Source organism: Pantoea sp. CTOTU49201, from assembly GCF_032054795.1.
Lineage (GTDB): Bacteria > Pseudomonadota > Gammaproteobacteria > Enterobacterales > Enterobacteriaceae > Pantoea > Pantoea symbiotica.
Genome location: NZ_DAMBSA010000382.1, coordinates 1 through 4,453 on the forward strand (window position 1 = coordinate 1; position 4,453 = coordinate 4,453).

Genomic DNA, 4,453 nt, shown 5'->3' on the forward strand with positions numbered 1-4,453 from the left:
GGAGTACGAAAGCGGTCTGGAGCAGGTCGCGGTGAAAAATGGCCTCGGCGTGATTAACTACTATTCGCTGGCCAGTGGTTTCCTCAGCGGGAAATATAAAAAGCCAGAAGATGCCAGCAAAAGTAAGCGCGGGCAGGGCATCGTGGATAAATATCTGAATGAACGCGGTAAGCGCATCGTTGAAGCATTAGAAGATGTCGCCGCCTCGCATGATGTGTCGGCGACGCAGGTCGCGCTGGCGTGGCAGATTGCGCGCCCAAGCATCACCGCGCCCATTGTCAGTGCCACTTCACTGGAGCAGCTGGATGAGCTGGTGAAAGCTACTCAGCTGGAACTCAGCAAGCAAGAGATCGAAGAGCTGGCGAGCGCCAGCAAATTGTAATGTTTTCAGGGACGCTGCGGCGTCCCGCCTTTTTCCTGCTCTGCCTCACAAAAAATGCCATTTTCGCCAAAAGATTTTCAATCATAGACAGGCGTCACAATTGCGCTAACGCACTATCAACCTCAGGTTAACTGCGCACATATTTGCAAAAACTGACAAATCCTCAGCACTATCCTCTGTTCGATCCATTCCAGTAACTTCATATAAGAATAACCATCATGAACAGAAAAGAAGCAGTGCAGCATTTACCCCGCCTGGCAGCGGGAACCCTGATGTTTGCGATGCTGAGTGCATCTGCGCTGGCCGCTGATGCTTTCAGTTACGACTCTCCATATATGTTTGGTGATTGGGGCGGTTACCGAACGCAGCTGGAAAACGACGGCATTAAATTCGACGTTAACTACACCATGGAAACCGGCTCCAACCTGGCAGGCGGTGCTGATACCAACACCACCATGCGCTACAGCGATCAGTGGGCGTTTGGCGCAAACTTCGACCTGGAAAAACTGCTCAACTGGCAGGATGCCCAATTCCAGGTGACGATTACCGATCGTAATGGTCAGAACATCGCCGATCAGGCCGGCGATTCGCGTACTGGCATGTTGTCATCACCTCAGGAAGTGTACGGACGCGGCCAAACCTGGCGCTTAACCCAATTCTGGTTGAGCCAGGGTCTGTTCGATAACACAGTGAACCTGAAAGCCGGTCGTGTGACCGTTGGTGAAGATTTCGATAACTTTGACAGTAAGTTCCAGAACCTGGCATTTGGTAGCGGCCAGGCAGGTAACTGGCGTGGCGATCGCTGGTTCAACTGGCCAGTTTCCCAATGGGGCGGCCGCGTGAAAGTGAACATCACGCCTGAAGTATTCTTCCAGGTCGGTTTCTATAATCAGAACAGTGCCAACTACGATCGCGGTGACGGCTTCCGCCTTGATACCAGCAACTCCGAAGGCAATATGGTGCCGGTAGAGTTGGGCTGGAAACCGACCTTAGGCGCAGACAAGCTGCCAGGTAATTATCGTATCGGTTATTACTACTCTTCGGCTAACGGCGACAACTACGGCAGCTGGCGCGATGGCGCGTATCAAAGCCAGGATCACGCCTATGGCGGCTACGTGCTGTTGCAACAGCAGTTGACTGCACAAGGCGGCGATGCCAGCCGTGGCTTGGGCGTCACCGTACAAGCGGTGATGAACGACCACAAAACCTCGAAAACCGATAACTATCAGTCGGTGAGCTTCACCTGGAAAGGGCCGTTTGATGCGCGTCCGCAGGATGAGATTGGTGTCGGTGCGGCGCGTATTCACGTTAACAGCGCTTACACGCGTTCTCTGCGTGAGCAAAACAACGCTAACGGCGAGACGGACTTCAACAGCCCAACCTATCTGCCGATTCAGGATGGCTCAGAGTACAACTATGAGATCTACTACAACGCTCAGCTGACCAAATGGCTGCAGCTGCGTCCGAACCTGCAATATGTGGTTGCGCCGGGTGCGGTGAGCGAAGTGAAAGATGCGTTTGTTGGCGGGATCAGTGCGAACGTGAATTTCTAATCTTTAAGATGGGTCGCCATGAATGGCGACCCTACAACGTAAAGCAGGGCGGCAATGAGGCCGCCCTGACTTTTATCTGAACATCACTTCGGCCCAGCGGGCGAGGCCAGCGGTCACCGAGGCGAAGTCATCGCCGCTGGCAATTGGCGTATCGGGCAGCGCCTGTTGCAGCGCGGCGCGCAGCACCGGCGAACGAGCGCTACCGCCGGTGAGATAAATCACTTCTGGCTTGGTTTCGCAGGTGGCGAGCGCCAGATGCACTTGCTCCAGAATCCGTTCCAGCGGTTGGTTGATCGCTTCTTCCAGCTGCGCTGCGCTGATCTGCGCCTGTAATTGGGCGGCGATGAACGCCAGCGAGGCGTCGGTTTCTTTTACTTCGGACAGCGCAATCTTGCTCTCTTCCGCCGCACGCACCAGACGATAACTCAGCTTCTGCTGCCACACTTTCAGCAGGTGCGATACTTTGTCACCGTGTTCGGCATCGCGAATCAAATCGCGCAGCAGTTTTCCGCTGGCTGCAGAATAGAAGTCGCTTTGCGCCGGGACGTCGTTGATCGCGACCGCATTCCACCACGGCAACGCAGGCAGCGCGGTGCCTTTTTGCGTATTGCCACCGAGGCCCAGCAGCGGCATCAGGGTTTTGAACGCCAGCATAATGTCGAGATCGTTTCCGCCCACGCGGCATCCGCTGTGGCCGAGCAAACTTTCACGGCGATCGGTTTTGTGCCGCCATTCCGGGCCCATCAGCAGCATTGAGCAGTCGGTGGTGCCGCCGCCGATATCGACGACCAGCACGCGCGTCTCTTTCTGCAGCGTGGCTTCAAAATCCAGGCCCGCCGCCACCGGCTCAAACTGGAACTCGACGTCACGGAAACCGGCGCGCTGTGCCGCACGCAGCAGAATGCCTTGCGCCTGCTGGTTAGCCTCTTCACCGCCTAAACCCTGGAAGTTAATCGGGCGACCAATCACCGCTTGCTCAATCGGGCGATCGAGCTGGGTTTCACCCTGCTGACGAATGTGCAGCATCATGGCGCACACCAGATCTTCAAAGAAAGCGATCTGCTGCGGCTTCAGACCGTTAGCGCCGAGGAAGGATTTCGGTGATTTCACGAACCACACTTCTTCGGGATCGACCATGTATTGCTGCAGCGCAGTCAAACCGAACTGCACGCTGCCTGGCGTGACGTCGATATCTTCTTCGCGGTTATAACGCAGCGCACGCTGCAATAAGGCGGTGCCTTCGCTGTCTGGCGTCGGAACCTGATGATGGCGATGCAGCCATTCGCTGATCGCTTCACGCGTTGGTGCACAAATCATGGAGGGAAGCAGGCGCTGACCATTCTCCAGTGTCAGCAGGCGCGGCGTGCCATTATCGCTGACCGCAATTGAGCAGTTTGCTGTGCCGTAATCGAATCCGATAAACATATTTATCCCCCATGCCGGAAAAAAGGGGGCGACTTTAGCGCAGCCAGCGCGGGCTGGCAATGGGCAGACGTGGCAGATTACATCTGCACTTCCTGATAAACGTGATACTGACCACGGCCCGCGTGTTTTGCGCTGTAACAGGCGACATCAGCCTGTGACATCACCACATTGCTGATGCAGTTGCGTTGATCAATTTGCGTGATGCCGGCACTCGCGCCGACGTGGTAAGGCTGATCCTGCCACATAAAGCGGTATTCGCTCACGGCGGTGACAATGCGCTGCACCACGTCACGCACCTGATCCACTTCGCAATTTGGCAGCAACACGCCAAACTCGTCGCCGCCCAAACGCGCCAGCATATCGCTGCTGCGCAGATGATGCGGCATCAGCTCCGCCAGTTCGCGCAGCAGCGCATCACCGGCGGCGTGGCCAGCGGTATCATTTACCGCTTTGAATTTATCCAGATCGATAAACACCAGTACGTGATGGCTATTATTGGCCGCCGCATCGTTCACCAGCTGCTTTAAACGCTGCTCGAAGCTGTGACGATTCGGTAGGCGCGTCAGCATGTCATGTGAGGCGCTGTAGCTCAGGCGCTTCATCACCTTGCGCGATTCACTGACATCCTGAATAACCATTACCGCGCCGATGCTGGCGCCGGTCAGGGTTTTCAGCGGCGTAATGCTGTAGTGAATCTCGACGCGCGTGCCGTCTGGCGTGTGCAGCACCAGCTCTTCATCGAGATCGGGGGAGATTTTTTCGCCAGGCAGCTGGCACAGCAACAGGTTGTCCACGCGTGGCCCACTCGCGCCGCGCGTAATGTTGAGTAGCTCGGTAATCGGCACGCCCGCCGCTTTTTCCTGCGGCCAGCCGCTCAGCGTTTCGGCCACCGGATTCATAAAGGTAACGCGCATTTCATCATCGGTACTGATCACCGCTTCGCCGATGGAGTCGAGGGTGATCGCCATGCGCTCTTTTTCCTGGAACAGCGCTTCATTCAGCGCGCGCAGCGGCGTGATGTCCTGACAGATGCCGAGCATACGTTCGATCTGCCCATCCTGACTCAGAATGCGGTCGGCCTCAGAACGCACGT

Annotated in this window: 4 protein-coding genes; 2 read left to right on the plus strand and 2 right to left on the minus strand. The window is 56.2% G+C overall.

Annotation, left to right across the window (positions count from 1 at the left end; translation table 11 throughout):
• Positions 1 to 382: aldo/keto reductase (locus tag RTY00_RS20475; protein WP_312665879.1), on the plus strand; the 382-nt coding region annotated here is incomplete at its 5' end.
• A gap of 218 nt (positions 383 to 600) precedes the next feature.
• Complete coding sequence (locus tag RTY00_RS20480; RefSeq protein ID WP_312665881.1) at positions 601 to 1,935, plus strand: carbohydrate porin; 1,335 nt, start codon at positions 601 to 603, stop codon at positions 1,933 to 1,935.
• A gap of 72 nt (positions 1,936 to 2,007) precedes the next feature.
• Here the strand turns inward: RTY00_RS20480 and yegD are convergent, their stop codons facing one another.
• Together yegD and RTY00_RS20490 are read right to left on the minus strand one after the other, a co-directional pair.
• Complete coding sequence (gene yegD / locus RTY00_RS20485) at positions 2,008 to 3,360, minus strand: molecular chaperone (RefSeq protein ID WP_312665883.1); 1,353 nt, start codon at positions 3,358 to 3,360, stop codon at positions 2,008 to 2,010.
• 77 nt (positions 3,361 to 3,437) lie between these two features.
• The coding region (locus RTY00_RS20490) for a diguanylate cyclase domain-containing protein (RefSeq protein WP_312665885.1) at positions 3,438 to 4,453 on the minus strand (1,016 nt) is incomplete at its 5' end.